Raw genomic sequence first — 15,046 nt, 5'->3', positions numbered from 1 at the left:
TCTTTAAGAGGGACAATAGTTCTATAATTACCCGGTTTTACAATTACCTTACAGATCTGAATCTCTCCCGGGGTTTATATCAAACTCGGAATCTTTCCTGTTTCTCCGGTTCAACCGGACATTTCTCCGGGAGGAATCACTTGATTCCCCTTCTTCTACCGGAGGAATGCTCAGGACATGCAGTTGTGGAGCTCTGATGCCGTTTTTCTTAAATTCTATCCAGGCTCTTGTATGCACATCGGATTCAAACTCGAATTCGTCTCTCAGGTCGTTTACGTATGCTCTGGCTCTCAATCTGGTATAGAACGGGAGAGACTTGTGCAGCAGGGTAATAGGGCTACTTCTGGAGATATAGACATACCTCGAACTTACAACTGTTTCCCTCAAAATCTTTATTGCAGCGTTTATATCTGATTCGGATGCGATATACAAGTCTATCACAACCATCATTTCCGAAGCCCCGTAATTTCCGCTGGCAATCGACTCGCTAAAAATCAGGCTGTTAGGGACGGAAACAGTATCATCATCCGGTGTGACGAGTTTTGTTGCCCTCAGCCCTATATCGGTTACCTCGCCATAATAGTTACCAATGGTGATTTTATCTCCCACCTGGTATGGCCTTTCAAATGTAACCACAACTCCCCCAACAAAATCTGCAAAAAGGTCCTTTACTCCAAAACCGATAGCTGCACCTACAAGCCCTGTCAGAAGAAACAGTTCAGGTCCGAATATTGTGAGTATTTCCCTGAGGATATAAAAAAAAGCCAGGATGTAAATCCCAAATTTTATAGCAGGGATGATCATCTTTACTTTTACGCTTCCACTGCGGCTCATTTTCTCTGATATTTTTGAGAGTACACTGGTGACTATCCTGCCAAGGATGTATGCGACCAATAAAATCAGGACCATGTCGATGAGAGTTTGCATCTCTATCGATCTTATGGTCTCAAGAAGTTGTTGTCGGCCTGATTCTACAGCGTCCTCTCCATTTACCATTTACCACACCAGCCTTAATTTTTCCAGATATGCAATGACACTGCGCAGGGCTTCGGGTCTGACACGGAAGGACCCGTCTTCACGCTCAAAGATCAGTTCCTGGTTAAAAAGCCGGAAGATAGCCTCATTCGTTCTTAACATAGAGCCTATAATGTCAGCAATTTCTGTTTTATTCAGGCCCTGGTATGAAAGAATAAGGTTCAGAACGTAAGCTTCCTCGTCCTCGAGTTCTATATCATAAGAAAAGCTACCTATATTTTCAGGCTTCATGTAAGGGTAATCAAGCCCAAGCTCCCAGATTCTCATTGCAATCCCAGGGTTACCTTTTGATTCCAGAAAAATCTTCTCAAATACCTGGTACTCGACAGCTTCTTTTTCCTGTTCTTCTTTCCGTTCTTTTTTCTTATTTAGAAAACGATTCTTAAGATAAGGGATATTTATCTTTAAAACAGGAATGCCAAATGTCCTGCCCAGTGAAGCTATTTCAAGAGGATACTCTGCCACATACAGGGGAGATTTCTCTTCAAATTCTTTATCTGTATCAAATATAATTTCATTTTTTTTGTATCTTTTGAGAGTAAGGATTTTGAGATTTTCTCTTTCAAAAGAAGGGACTATAACCTGTACTGGAAAGTACTTCCCGAGCCCGAATGTCTGGTTTAAATAGTTCCATGAGTACATGTTCCAGGTAGTGACAAATATCCTTTTCCTAGAGCTAATCATATCAAGAAACTCGTAGAGTATATCAAAACCGCCCGGCTTTCTTGTGTAAAGAAAGTGGCAGTTATCAAAAAGTATTACTCTTTCTATATCCTCGGGAAGAAAAATCTCTTTTTTATCCCTTACGATCCCCGAGAAAACTATTTTTGTTGCCCTGTTTATGTTCAGTCTTTCAATTTCATTAACCAGTGTAGTCTTCCCCCCGAGGAGTCCAGCTATAATGGCTACGTTCAGTCTTTTTCCGACCTCAAAGTCAGCAATTGCCTCCTGAATTTTTCCGATCTCGTCCCTGAGTCCGAGAACCTCACCAGTATTTCTGTCTTCGGGCTCAATGTTCTGAGTTCCCATTATATCCCCTATCCTACATTCTGTGTATTGTACTTAATAGATACTGCCAATCTCCCCAGAATTGAGCTATTTTTCAGGAAAAGAATAAAAGAGTGAGCACAGGCATTTTCAAGTTTTCTCTGATAATAATAGATGCTGCTGGAACTTTTTTAAGACATTCTTTTACAGTGACAGGATACTGCTGAAGCTTTTAAATATTTATAGCCATTTATAGAGTCTGGATTTATTCTCGAGATTTATTCTTTGAGATCTATTCTCGAGATTTGCCCTTTAAGACCTATTTGCTCTTTAGAATCTATACTTTACTCTGCTGTATGAAAAACCAACCCTTATGGAGAAACAACTGTGGAAGACTGGATGATTTCTACACTTATCCTTTTCCTTGCCCTGCTTATAGTTTACCTGCTCATTAAATACATTAAACTGAAAGGCAGGGTTGAGTCCCGTGCAAGAGATATGTATGAAGAATGGCAGGCAAGAGAGATGGAGCGCCAGGTCTCCGAAAAAGCCGATACTCTCTTCAGGACCTGGAAACTTGATGAGGAGAAAAAAATCAGGCAGGACGCAGTAAAGAAAAGCGAAGCTGTTATCCGCGGCAAGGTTACGGAACATCTTATCCCCTATTTCCCTGACTTTGAATACAACCCTAAAGATGCAAGGTTTCTCGGGACTCCTGTAGATTTTATTATTTTTGACGGACTTTCTGAAGGAGAAATGAATAAGGTGGTTTTTGTTGAGGTAAAGTCCGGAAAGAATGGCGCCCTTTCGCAGAGAGAAAAGCTTGTCAGGGAATGCATCAATAGAGGAAAAGTAAGCTATGAAATTATCCATAACAGGGAGTAAACCCCAAAATTTCATAATTTCAACAACTTCCGCATCGTTTCTGGGACCTGTTCCAGGTTCTCTTTCTTTATTCCTATTTATTACCCCTGAATCTCCTGACCAGGTCGTCAATTAACATCTTTTACTTATTTCTTAAGAGTTAAAGCTAATTTTCGTATCAGAACAGAATTATTGATGCTTATAAAGAATTACTGATGATTATGAAAAATTACTGATGATTATATACCGGAAAGAAAAGGACTTATCAATTACGGTCATATTACCCTGTATAAATTAATCTAAATCCATTGAAAAATAAAACCTATCGGAATTTAAACTTTTATTTATGGGGGGTAAACCTTGCCAGAAAAAGCCGAAAACAAACCTGTAATATGGAAAGAACTGGTACTTGGGTTCGCTGTAATCGAATCGTGCATATACCACTCTATCCGCACAATACCCGTAGTGACCGCAAGTAATACTCAGGAAGCTCTTTTTACGGATAATCTCACCAGACTTACGAAACTCGAGGAAGGCGAAACTGTAAAGGGAATCCTTCAGGTTCCTTTCCCAACATACGAAGTGACCGGGTCCGTAACTTCCAAGGGGGAAGAATTTAGCGAAGTATTTCTTTTAGGGTATGAATATCCCGGAGTACGGTCTCCTGACTGGATTCAGGTCCTTAAGAAGGAAGCAGAAAATCCAAGGAGGTGCCAGTAAAGACGCATATAAGGTCTGAGTCATGTAAATTTTCTTTTATGGCTGTACAGGAGTGAGCTACCAGAAAATCTCAAAACTTTTAACCACTCCAAGGTGGTCATACTCCTTTCCGGAAGTAAACAATTCTCGCGGCTGATATGTTTTCCCGATTTTCATATCCACGATACAGTCACGGTTTCCGGGTTCATAAGGGTAAATCCCTGTGCAGTCCACAAAAACCAGGCCCCTGTCTGTGGTATTGAAAGCATTACATGCATGTCCGGCCAAATAACCTTTAAAATCTATGCTGACCCATGCTGCCTTTATGCCAGCCGCCTCGGCATTGTTGTGAACCTGCTCAGCGAAATCCCCACACATGAAACTATCCGGATCGTATTCGATTTCATCAGTCTTATCAGATCTCAGGAATGTGAGCATCTCCTGATAGGTAGGATCAGTCGAGTTTGGATTGTTTATAAGTTCAATCGGCTCTCCGGTTGCCCCCACATAATAAAATCCGCTGTTTTCCGGATGAACCATATCAGGGTCAGCATTTCCACAGAATAATATAGTTGCCATAGTAATAACAGTATATATAATCCAGAGTATCTCACTTATTATAAGCCCCAAATCCACTACCCCAAACAGCTTTACACCGTATAACTGTTTTCCAACCCATAGTGATTGTTTAAAAATAATGTACTTTCTAGGCTATGTATCTTGTCAGTATCCAATTCATAATAATAGTAAAACATTTTTTTAGTGAACAAAAATCGCATCAGAGGCAAGAACTATCAGGGATCTGAAGAAAAAAGAGAGGTAAAAAAGAGAGGAGAAAAATGAGGCAAAAAAGAGACAAATAGAGAGGTAAAAAGAGAGGAGAAAAATGAGGCAAAAAAGAGACAAATAGAGAGGTAAAAAGAGAGGTAAAAAAGAGCAGTAAATAGAGAAGAAAAAAGAGGAAAAATGGCCATGGAAGCATTGGAAACATTTTGTTAAGAAGCGAGTAAGGTCCGGTTTATCATAAATAAGATTTGCCTCAAAATTTTTTCTGGGAATTGATATGGATATGTGCAATTTTCAGGCTCCTGGAAATAACGGAAAGGAAATATCGATTCCTTTCCCACAGTACGAATCTGTTTTATCAATCCTGTTTTAACCTTCGCCAGGACATTTCTTTTCCAGCACCAATTAAAGTTCGTGTTTTTTTATCTGGAGAGCTGCCCTGATTTATTGAATTTCTTTGAGATCTCGCAGACATGATATGCTATCTCAAGCGGGTCCTTGCCTACGAGAATGCTTACCGGTTCTTTTCCCATAGCTCCTGTCTCGGAGAAAATCCTAGGGACCTCACCTCCGGCAGCCTGAATAGCTTCTGCGACTTCCCATGTTGCAGATACTTCGTCCGGGTCTTTTATATTTTCTGGCTCGGAACGCCTGTCTATCCCTGAGAATGTCCAACTTTTTTCCTTGCAGTATTCTTTCAGGAAATCGGCAATTTGAGGAGAATTTGCAAAATCTATAGCAGACCTTATTTCCGGGTCGTGCTTTCTGATTTCCAGAATCAGGTTTGCCATATATCCTGAAACTCCGAACTTTATTTTCCCGGCAGCTTTTGGAAGTTTATCGACTACAGTAATCCTTCCGTCAACTGCAAGAACATCCCCGGGATCAGCTGATTCTTCTGATGCGTAAACGAAATTTGTCCTGACCTCAGGGATCAGTGCTGAGAACTCTTCACAGCTTTCAAGCTGTTCAAGAGCAAGATACAGACGCCCTGTCATGTCTATTTTCTCGTTAAGATCCATAATTACCCCCTTCTATACCAAATTCATCCCGCGTAAACCGGGCAAAACCATAAACAATTGAAGAATTTATCCGGTATCGGTATCATTCGTCCTTAGCTGGTAAAAATGATACTCATAAGGTTCCCAGGTATCTTTGATAATTCCTTCAGTAACGGATACGGTTCTGTTCTCCCATAAAACATCATAAGTCCCGTCTGGCACACCGGTAATTGTTGCATTATTTGCCGTGTCATTCGCTTCAGTAAAATCAAGCATGCTTGATGATGCAACCAATTCTCTCCCCTCTGCGTCAGTAAACAGGTAAGCAGTAACTGCATCGATTGTCCCACCAGGATCCGAAGTTATATTTGTCCTGCCGCCTGTTATGTCCGTTTCCAGAAGCGTCCTGTTGTCATTCATAATCCAGGGCCAGACCTGTTCATATTTTGGCTTAAAATTGACCCACCCGGTGTAGGACGGGGTATCTTCCGCATACTTATAAGCATATGAGAATACTCCCTGTGCCCCACCCAGTATTCCCATGACAATCTGGCTTTCGTGACGGTCAGCCACTTTTTGCGAGGTGCTCAAATCCGGATCCAGATCATTTACCTCTATAGCCTGACCAAATGCTTCTGTTGTTACATATACGGTTTTTCCCGCATTTTTCCAGTCAGGTGCATTGGCAATAAGGTTACCATATACCCAGGCATGAGGGCGTTCAGGATGGAATTTAGTATAGGTGGTGAAATAACAGACATCCAGTCCCGGAATAAACTCTTCGTCATCAGGCCCGGTTTGCATGTCACCCAGGTAATCGCCTGCAACAGCATTGGGGAAGTAGTTTTTCATGCCTGTGTACATGCTGATAAGCGTTGAAGGGTCATCTTCCTCGTCAGGAAAATACACTCCATAGAAATCACTGTCAGTAACACCCGTATCCCTGACTTCTTCCCAGAAGCTTTCAGACTCCATCTGCGGGCCGCCGGTAGCTACCAGATACCTGGAGATCCCCAGCTCTTTGCCTCTATTTACGTTATTAGCAAACTGTTCCGGAGTTATGTAAGTACTCCACCCAAGGTGAACAAGCGTGGCATTATCCGTTAAAAATTGGGTGCCGGTTTCCCATCCCATCATCCCGTACGGAGGAACTGTACCGCGCGGATATGGAAATCCATTCTCTTCCGCTGAGTCATTGTTAAAGGCATTTTGTTCGTCAGAAGGCTGTGCTGCTGATGAGCCGATAATTGATACGCAAATCAGGATTGCTGAACTCAGGAATGTCAGGCCTGAATTCTTCTTACCTTTCATCTATTCCCATCCCCATTCTTCTTCTATCTCATTGTGTATATCAGTAATTCTATGATCTTTATAAATAGGAGATTATATTTATAATTGCAGGCGTATGATCTATAAATCGAAAATATCTCGAAAAGTTAACAGTGTTATCTGCGAAAGCCAATAGAGAAGAATGGAGATGGGTTTCCATGATATTCGGTTGATGTTCTGATTCGGTTGATGTATTTACCGGGCGTGTCTGCAGAGCGAATCCAGCATTTCCAGTAATTTTGCTGTGGCCTTAAGTTTGCAATTCTGGGATAAATACAGGAGATAAATGCAGGAGATAAATGAAGTAGATTATTAATGAGGGAGATTGATGAAGAAGATAAATGCTATCGAACAAATTTCCAGGGAATGTACACAGGCTATGACACAGGGCAGGTGTGGACGGTGAAACTGTTTTCTCCGGACAGGGTAATTTTTGAGCCCGGATCTCTGGACTATCCCCTTGGACAGAAAATATATGACTATTTTAAAGGCACGTCCGCTGAAATCATAAAAGCGCCCATTCAAAAAGTATCCTCCATTATTCCCGGCACCACAGAAGGACAGAGATACGCAAGCGGCAAGAAAACCCTTGTCGTTACGGTTAAAAAAAGCCTGAGATTTGACGTATGCAAGCCGTCAGCCGATTTTGAGTTCTCTCTGGTCACAGGCTGCCCGGCAAGCTGCGAATACTGCTACCTGTATACCACTCAGAGCAGCAAGCCCTATCTCAGGACTTATGTAAACCTGGAGGAAATATTTGATTCCAGTGAACTGCCCCGCCCTGCCTGATGGCGAGGACGGAGCTTCCTTCGAGTGATTATGTCATTTGGATATTTGCAGTGATGCAGGTATCCATCTGTAATCCTGTTTGTCGAAGATTATCAGAAAACTTCTGATAGCTTGTCCACAAAGCATTTTGTGATAAGAAACGCTTCATTATATTGATAGCACTATTTCTATCACGATCAATTACGTTTCCACAATCACATTTCATAGTTCTTTCCCAAAGTGGCATGTTATGTCGTGTTCCACAGATACAACACTCTTTGGATGTATAGCTTTCATCAATTCTTATTACTTTTTTACCTGCAAGCTCCGCTTTGTAGGTCAAGAATTCGATGAATCTGGAAAGATATCCTTGATTTTGTGTTGATCTGTTCTGAGAACGTTTTCTTTTTCCAGTTACTTTCTTTGACTGAGCCATACTTTTTACGTTAAGATCTCCCACGATTATTGTATTGGCTCTGGTGTTCTCGATCATTGTTTTAGAAAGTTTATGCTGGAAATCTTTAATCTGATTAGACTTCTTTGCTTCCATTTTTCTGTATGTTTTGTGTAGTCTATTCCATCTCTTGCTTCCTTTTTTACAATGATCTCTTCTGGATTTAATTGAATCTATCTTTGTATTCCAATATTGATCTGCTCTGGGTGTTTTTACTTCAAAGAATTTACCTTGAGTATTTACTGCTGTAACTATTTTTATAATACCTAAGTCTATCGCTTGATACAAATCGTTATCAACATACTCTTTTATTGGATTTTCTTCATATGTAATTGATACATAGAAATTACCCCTACCTTTGTATGGATTATCATTATAGATTTCAATCTGCTTGATTGTCAGCAAATCAAAAGCATTTCCAATTTCGAAAGACAATGGAATTTCGTTTGCCTTATGAGAGAAACTGAGCTTTCCATTATTGATTTTGAATCCACTCTGATTATAAACCAAAGTCATAAAGTATTTTCCACTTCGAAACTTGGGGGGTCTTGCAGATTTATCCCCGTTTTTCCAGAGCGAAAAGAACGATTTATAATTAGCATCGAGCTTTTTAAGAACCGATTGCAATACTTTGGAATACACTATATTGTATTCAGGGAATTTTACTTTTAGTACTGGAAGCTGATTCTGTTGTTCTACATACTTTACACTTCTCTGTTCAGTTTTCCACGCATCTTTTCTTTCAGCTAAAGCGAAATTATAGAGGCATCTACACTGTTCAGATAGTTGCCAAAGAACATCTACCTGTTCTTCAGTCGGATTTATCTTGATCTTCTTCGTCAGATGCATATTTGCCTTGATTCTCCACATATTTTTTAAGTACGTCTAGGGTTACTTGCCCTGTCGATGCGATAAAATACGATCTTGACCAAAACGTATCTTCCCATAACATAGTCTTTACTTCAGGGAAGTTTTTACGAATCTCCCTTGAAGTTATAGTTTTGATTGTGTTGATGTATTTTGGAATATCAAGCGAAGGTTTTGCTGAAAATAATAAGTGGAAGTGATCTTTGTCACACTCGATATTCAGTACTTCAACATCGTATGTTTCACTTATGTTATGAATTTTAGTTTTAAGAAAATCGACAACTAAAGGGTTCGTTAGAGCTTTTCTTCTATATTTCACACACTGAACGAAATGATAATGGAGTGAATATACAGAATGGCTTCCACGATCTAGTTTATACTGCATAGTTATCACTATATTGATGTAACTATAAGTATAAATAATTATGCTACTGTTGTTTTGTAGAAGTTGACGGCTTTCATCCCCCACCTGTCGGGCTACGCCCTCCGAGGAAGGGGACTTCCCGCCTTAAAGTTAAAAAGCATATATCCCGGAACGACAATCGGTTGACTACCTTTGAGGTGGCAAGTGCAGGAGACCCTCTTTCCATCGAACACATTACCGGAAGCCTTTCAAGGACGATCGAATTTTTTGGAGGGCTGGACAATGCAAGGCTGCGTGTCGTAACAAAATTCAATAACGTGGAGCCTTTGCTTGGTTTAAAGCATAACGGTCACACACGCTTCCGCGTAAGCATCAACTCCAGATATGTCATAAAGAATTTCGAACATAATACCGCCAGCTTTGACGAAAGGATCGAAGCAGCTTCAAAGCTCGCTGACGCAGGCTATCCCATCGGTTTTATAGTGGCTCCAATAATGATCTACGACGAATGGAAGGAAGAGTATCTTGAACTGTTTGATGAGCTAAGGAATAGAATTGATGCGGTTAAATCTGCTGAACCTGTTACCTTCGAGCTTATCCAGCACCGTTTCACTCCAGTTGCGAAAAAATTTATACTCGAGCGTTTTCCCCATACGAGCCTGGATATGGACGAGAGCAAACGCACCCTGAAGTGGGGAAAATTCGGCAGGTATAAGTATGTCTACCCAAAAGAGGACGCGGCAGAACTAAAAAAGTATCTAACCTCCCTGATCAATGAGAAATTTCCGGGTGCGAGAATTGAGTATTTCACCTAATACTTCCAAAAAAACACTTTCAAAAAAACTTTCAAAAAGCACTTCCAAAAGAAATACTTCAAAAAAGAGAAAAGATGGGTATGTCAAAAGTCATTCTTCTGACATATCCCTGCCATTATGTGCACTGTCCTGTCTATTTTCTTTCAACTTCCTCTGCAGTACCATATGGTGATTATTATATGGGCTAAAACTTTTGGTCATCCAGCATTATATGGTTTTATTTTCTTTTGAACAGGAACATACCAATTATGCAGATAATACCGGAAACTATCTCAAAACCTGGCATTTCCGTACTTTCTTTGTCAGAAGTGTTCGGGTTTTGATTCTGCTCAGGTAATTGATCAACATCTGTTGCCATATTCCCATTGATAGATTCATTCTGTGTATCATCTGCGGCTGACTGTGTTTCAGTTCCAGTTATTTCTATCTTACCTGTTATTGCAAATGAAGCGAATCCCGGAGTTTTTGCAGTGAAATACAGGTATTTGCCATCTTCCCCGAGCAAGGTGGTTGGAAGTTCATTCCATTTTTTATCACTGTACCTGTTGAGGATTATTGAATTCCGGTTTATATTTTGATCCTCTGTCCAGGACTTTTCAACCCTGAAGCAAATGGATGCGTTTTCAAGGTTGTTTTCATCGTTTCCATATCCACCGTTTCCGACCCAGATGTTAAGGTAGTTATAGACCTCATCTTCCGGTGCATCAGGAGTAAGGCTGGATTTGTTTCTGAGCATCTTAACAATAGTTGTCGTCTTTCCAGCGGTTTTCTCCGGGTCAAAGCTTATGTTAACGATAGCTGTGGCATTCATTGGGAAATCAAACTCAACCGGGTTTCCTTTTGCAATAAATACCTGAGAGATTTCTCTGGCTGCAATATTTTTTGCTGGCTCGGGAGAACCGCCTGCACCGCCACTGCCGCCATTACTGCTACTGTGGCTGCTTCCCCCGCCTGATTTGCTGTAAACGCTGGAACTGCTCTCCAGTACAGTTATTGTAGCACTTCTGGACGCGGTTACATTTTCACTGCTTGAAGTCAGGCTAACAACATAATTTCCTGGCGATTCATAGGTATGTGAAGGGTTTTGCAGGGTTGAAGTAGCTCCGTCTCCGAAATCCCAGTTCCATAATGTTGCGTTTTGAGAGAGGTCAGTAAACTGGACAGTAAGAGGATCATTCTCATCGGTCACAATGCTGCTGAAGTTCGCCATAAAAATTACTGGTGTAACATTTTCAGAAACGATTATTGTAGCTAACTTCGAGCCTGAACCGTGTGAATTGCTTACTGTAAGGTTAACGGTATAGTTTCCTGCTGATAAGTAAGTGTGAACAGGGTCCTTTTCGTTTGAAGTAACTCCATCTCCAAAGTTCCACTGCCATGATTCTGGTGTTCCTGTACTTGCATCAGTAAAGGCAATAATCAAAGGTGCAGTTCCCGAAGTAATGTTGCTTGTGAAATTTGCAACAATGTTATCTAATACTGGTGCATTTGAAAGATCATACAGATAAATATCTCTTACATCCGGGTCGGTTTCAGGACTGCTGGAGTCTATGTATATGACATTATTGCCATAAACAGATGGGCCGTGTGCGCGGTTACTATCAGGTATGCGGGTTATTCGGGAAGCAGATATATCATAAATATAAATGCCTCTATTCTCCCCTGAGCCATATTCGTATGCTATCCGGTTGCCGTAGATTGCAGGCTCATATGCAGTTCCGCTATCAGTTATCTGGGTTTTTTTCCGGGAAATTGTGTTATACATGAACAGGTCGTGTGATTCTGTCCATACTACGGTATCTCCATAGATATCGAGTTCGGTTTCTGGTATCGAGCTGTTCAGAGTTGTCAATATTCCTGTCCGGTTAGCAGTTATATCATATTTGCAGATATCATAGCCACTGCTACTATTGGCTTGAGACCATACAACCGTCTTATCGTATATTGCAGGAGAGCTGTAAACGCTGGCTATTTTAGTCTCTCTGCCGGTATTGATGTCGTACAGGTAAATACTGTCATTTTCGTGATAGCGGTCGTAATAGTTTGTATATACGACGTAATTTTCGTAAATGTCAGGGAAAGACCCGTAAGGTGTTATCTTGGTTTCACTACCTGTAGAAATGTCGTACATATAAACAGCTTCACCGCCGTCACCAGCCCATACGACCTTATCGCCATATGAAGCAATCTGGTTGTATGCAAAATGCCCATCAATGTCTGTTCGTTTTCCTGCAGTCAGATCATAAGCATGTACGCCATTTCCGGCAGACTCAATCCAATAAACATAGTTTCCGTAATATGATAATCCAGATGTTAACCGCTCATTCTGCGTGATCCGAATCTCTGTTCCAGCCGATACAAGTATCGCTGATGCGATAATAATTAAAAATGCTAAAAGCGTTGTTCGAGCTTTATTTATCATATTCAGCCCTCCCAATTTGATTGAAGGGATCAAGGCATGTGTGATTTTATTTTACAGTTTGCACTGTCAGCTATAGATAAATATAATCATATATGTTAGAATAACAAATAACCAGTCAATATATAATCATATTCAGGATAAAATTATTAAAATAGAATTATTAATGTTGAAATTTAATTTTGTATCGTTCTAAACTGTAAGGTGCTTTCAGCTTAATTTTAGGTAATATAGAGCTACCCAAAAAATTAAAAATTGTATGTTTAAAGAAAAATATTTTAGATTCTTTATTTCGGAAAAGATAACTTTTGAATAGGAGAGTACTTTTAACCTATTTTGCAGAGAATGATAAGTTTAAGCTAGTTTTCAGACCTTTCAAAAATATAAGTTCCTCAAAAATAAATCTTTAAAAATATTCTTATTAAAAATATTAACTTCGTATAACTCTTAACTGTAATATGTGTATTTCGAGTTATATTTTACTATTTAAAATTAACCTTATTTTAGATATTTAATTTTTTTCATTATTTTTGGAGGTATTTCTTCTTTTTCTTAACTATTTTTTTTCATTATCATAGTTTCACTTATTTTCAAATATACACAACTTAAATGATTATTGAAATGTCAGGAGATCTTTAATGAAAACCCGGAGTATTATTCCCAGAACTAAATTTATAGAGCTTTTAATCATTATTACTTTAGTTATTTCTACTTTGGGATGCATGAGTCTAGACCCGGATGAAAACAATTCGGGCCCTAATACAAATGCACAGGTGATATCCCTAAATTCTACAGAAACGACATCATCAGGTACATCTGCTGAAGAATGGTTTGAAATCGGAAATTTCTTTATTAAAGCAAATAAATATAATGAGTCAATTGAAGCCTATAATCAGGCTATAGAGATATACCCTGAATTTGCCAATGCATGGAGTAATAAAGGCTATGCTTACTATCAAATGGGTAAATATAATGAATCACTCCAGAGTTATGATAAGGCCATAGAAATAAATTCTCAATTGACCGAAGCTTGGAATAATAAGGGAAATATTCTGTCCATACTAGGTAGTTATGAAGAAGCGATAAAATCGTATGACAAGTCAATTGAAATTGACCCTAAAAATTCCTTTGCCTTGCGTAATAAAGGATTGGTTTTGTCTAGTTCAGGCAATTATCGAGAGGCAGTAGAAACTTATGATATACTAATTAAAATAAATTCTACAGATCCAAATTCGTGGGCTGATAAAGGAAATGCTCTGTATAATTTAGGTGATTATGAAGAAGCAATAAAAGCCTGCAACCAGGCAATTAAACTTGATCCTCAACATTCATCTGCTTGGTGCACTAAAGGATTAGTTCTATCCAGTTTAGGCGACTATGAAGAAGCGATAAAAGCATATGATAGAGCGCTTGAAATTAATCCTCAAAACTCACTTGCCTGGAACAATAGAGAAATAGCATTTGGCCATATGACTAATTACGAAGAATCTTTAAAAGCTCATAACAGAGCAATTATAAGTGATTCTGATGATTCAAAAGGCTCATTGAACGATCAGGGATTAGCTCTTTATAATTCTGGTCGCTATGAGGAAGCAATAAAAGCATTTGATAAAGCAATTGAAGTTGATCCAGAATACGCGGATGCTTGGTATAATAAAGGAAACTCCTTTTTTAGTCTAAGCAATTACGAGGAAGCAATAAAAGCATATAACAAAGCGACTGAGCTCAACCCTCAAAACTCATTTGCTTGGAATAATAAAGGATTAGCCTTTAATAACTCCGGTAATTATACCGAAGCATTAAATTCATACGATAAAGCTATTGAAATTAACCCTCAAGATTCAGTTGCATGGAATAATAAAGGGAACACTCTTTCTAGTTCAGGTAATTACGAGGAAGCAATAAAGGCTTATGATAAAGCAGTAGAAATTAACCCTAACTACTCAAATGCCTGGTATAATAAAGGATTAACTCTTTCTCAGTTAGGTCATTTCGAAGAAGCGATAAATGCCTTTAATAAAGTAATTGAAAATGATCCACAAAACATTGATGCTTTAATTAACAAAGGAAATTTTCTTTCTATGCTGGGTAGTTATGAAGAAGCAATGAAAGCATACGATAGAGTACTTGAAATTGATCCTCAAAATTTACGTGCATGGGTTAATAAGGCAATCAATCTTAGTAAAATAGGCAACAACGATGAAGCAATGAAAGCCTTTGATAAAGCACTCGAAATTGACCCTAAAAATTCACTTATCTGGTATAACAAAGGACTGGCTCTTTTTAAACTAGGCAAATATGAGGAAGCAATAAAAGCATATGATAAAGCGCTTGAAATTGATCCCAATGACGCAGAAGCCTGGAACGATAAAGGATCATCATTTTTCTGGATAGGTAACTACGAAGAAGCAATAAAGGCTTACAGTAAAGCAATTGAGCTTAATTCTGCATTCTCACTTGCTTGGTATAATCGTGCATGCGTGTATTCTCTTACTAATGAAACAGATAGATCAATATCTGATCTAAAGCACGCTATAGAAATCAATCCGGCATATAAAGAAATGGCTGGAGTAGACAGTAAATTTGAACATTTGTGGGGTAATGAAGAATTTAAAAAACTATTAAGCACCAATGAGAAGTTCTGAAATTTCAATGAAT

The 15,046-nt window shown here is 39.2% G+C and carries 13 protein-coding genes; 5 read left to right on the top strand and 8 right to left on the bottom strand.

What is annotated here, in order from left to right; all coding sequences use genetic code 11:
* Positions 1-48: 48 nt before the first annotated feature.
* Complete coding sequence (locus tag RSJ42_RS05490; protein WP_410509665.1) at positions 49-996, bottom strand: mechanosensitive ion channel family protein; 948 nt, start codon at positions 994-996, stop codon at positions 49-51.
* A complete protein-coding gene (locus RSJ42_RS05485; protein WP_410509664.1) occupies positions 997-2,064 on the bottom strand; it encodes a hypothetical protein in 1,068 nt (355 codons plus the stop codon).
* A 345-nt stretch (positions 2,065-2,409) separates the two neighbouring features.
* Here RSJ42_RS05485 and RSJ42_RS05480 point away from each other — a divergent pair, with 345 nt between their 5' ends.
* Together RSJ42_RS05480 and RSJ42_RS05475 are read left to right on the top strand one after the other, a co-directional pair.
* Positions 2,410-2,907 (top strand): Holliday junction resolvase-like protein, encoded by a 498-nt coding sequence (locus RSJ42_RS05480; RefSeq protein WP_410509663.1) that lies wholly within the window; start codon positions 2,410-2,412, stop codon positions 2,905-2,907.
* A 339-nt stretch (positions 2,908-3,246) separates the two neighbouring features.
* Positions 3,247-3,606 carry a hypothetical protein gene (locus RSJ42_RS05475; protein ID WP_410509662.1) on the top strand — a complete coding sequence of 120 codons (360 nt, stop codon included), beginning with the start codon at positions 3,247-3,249 and terminating at the stop codon, positions 3,604-3,606.
* Between the two features lie 57 nt (positions 3,607-3,663).
* On the opposite strand, the gene RSJ42_RS05470 is transcribed toward RSJ42_RS05475, so the two are convergent.
* From RSJ42_RS05470 to RSJ42_RS05460, 3 genes are all read right to left on the bottom strand, one after another.
* Positions 3,664-4,215, bottom strand: coding sequence for a hypothetical protein (locus RSJ42_RS05470; protein WP_410509661.1), 552 nt, complete (start codon positions 4,213-4,215; stop codon positions 3,664-3,666).
* Between the two features lie 578 nt (positions 4,216-4,793).
* Positions 4,794-5,393, bottom strand: coding sequence for a thiamine-phosphate synthase family protein (locus tag RSJ42_RS05465; RefSeq protein WP_410509660.1), 600 nt, complete (start codon positions 5,391-5,393; stop codon positions 4,794-4,796).
* 66 nt (positions 5,394-5,459) lie between these two features.
* Entirely contained in the window at positions 5,460-6,683 is a 1,224-nt protein-coding gene (locus tag RSJ42_RS05460; protein ID WP_410509659.1) for a hypothetical protein, read from the bottom strand.
* A 333-nt stretch (positions 6,684-7,016) separates the two neighbouring features.
* Here RSJ42_RS05460 and RSJ42_RS05455 point away from each other — a divergent pair, with 333 nt between their 5' ends.
* Positions 7,017-7,490, top strand: coding sequence for a spore photoproduct lyase family protein (locus tag RSJ42_RS05455; protein ID WP_410509658.1), 474 nt, complete (start codon positions 7,017-7,019; stop codon positions 7,488-7,490).
* 28 nt (positions 7,491-7,518) lie between these two features.
* Here RSJ42_RS05455 and RSJ42_RS05450 read toward each other — a convergent pair whose 3' ends face one another.
* Positions 7,519-8,772, bottom strand: a complete 1,254-nt coding sequence (locus RSJ42_RS05450; RefSeq protein ID WP_410507638.1) for an RNA-guided endonuclease InsQ/TnpB family protein — start codon at positions 8,770-8,772, stop codon at positions 7,519-7,521.
* Positions 8,735-9,175: an IS200/IS605 family transposase gene (tnpA, locus tag RSJ42_RS05445; protein WP_048106147.1), complete on the bottom strand. Its 441-nt coding sequence runs from the start codon at positions 9,173-9,175 to the stop codon at positions 8,735-8,737. The genes RSJ42_RS05450 and tnpA overlap by 38 nt, the downstream gene beginning before the upstream one ends.
* Before the next feature lie 161 nt (positions 9,176-9,336).
* On the opposite strand from tnpA, the gene RSJ42_RS05440 reads away from it, so the two are divergent.
* Complete coding sequence (locus RSJ42_RS05440; protein ID WP_410509657.1) at positions 9,337-9,969, top strand: spore photoproduct lyase family protein; 633 nt, start codon at positions 9,337-9,339, stop codon at positions 9,967-9,969.
* Between the two features lie 217 nt (positions 9,970-10,186).
* Here RSJ42_RS05440 and RSJ42_RS05435 read toward each other — a convergent pair whose 3' ends face one another.
* Positions 10,187-12,391, bottom strand: a complete 2,205-nt coding sequence (locus tag RSJ42_RS05435; protein ID WP_410509656.1) for a PGF-pre-PGF domain-containing protein — start codon at positions 12,389-12,391, stop codon at positions 10,187-10,189.
* A gap of 635 nt (positions 12,392-13,026) precedes the next feature.
* On the opposite strand from RSJ42_RS05435, the gene RSJ42_RS05430 reads away from it, so the two are divergent.
* Positions 13,027-15,033, top strand: a complete 2,007-nt coding sequence (locus tag RSJ42_RS05430; protein WP_410509655.1) for a tetratricopeptide repeat protein — start codon at positions 13,027-13,029, stop codon at positions 15,031-15,033.
* Positions 15,034-15,046 lie beyond the last annotated feature (13 nt).

It is taken from the genome of Methanosarcina hadiensis, from assembly GCF_046529725.1.
In the GTDB taxonomy this organism is placed as follows: domain Archaea; phylum Halobacteriota; class Methanosarcinia; order Methanosarcinales; family Methanosarcinaceae; genus Methanosarcina; species Methanosarcina hadiensis.
Note: the sequence above shows the minus strand (reverse complement) of the source record. Positions and strands in the feature narration are given on the sequence as shown.